The 298-nt window shown below is 50.3% G+C and carries 1 protein-coding gene; it reads left to right on the top strand.

What is annotated here, in order from left to right:
* Positions 1–12: 12 nt before the first annotated feature.
* Positions 13–298 (top strand): VCBS domain-containing protein (locus K5R16_RS22365; protein WP_220740629.1); only part of this gene is annotated, 286 nt, incomplete at its 3' end.

Below are 298 nucleotides of genomic sequence, written 5' to 3'. Positions count from 1 at the left end.
AATGATAATCCAGTGGTTAGCCATATAGGATCGAGAACGGTCAATGAAGGCGATCCACAAGTCACAGGCCAAATTACTGCCACCGATCTCGATCATGGCGACAGCGCGACCTTCGCCACCAGCTTCATTCACGCAGGCTTTGTTCTCAATACCGACGGCAGCTACACACTGGATCCCACCGATCCGAGCTTTAATCACTTGGCTGTCGGTGAGCATCAAACGCTGATCATTTCAGTGACTGCTACCGATAACAATGGCGGCCAAAGTGCACCGCAAAACTTAATCATCAAGATCGACG

This window comes from Shewanella sp. c952 (assembly GCF_019654975.1).
GTDB lineage: Bacteria > Pseudomonadota > Gammaproteobacteria > Enterobacterales > Shewanellaceae > Shewanella.
The sequence above is the reverse complement of the archived record's forward strand: the minus strand, read 5'-3'. Positions and strand labels throughout refer to the sequence as shown.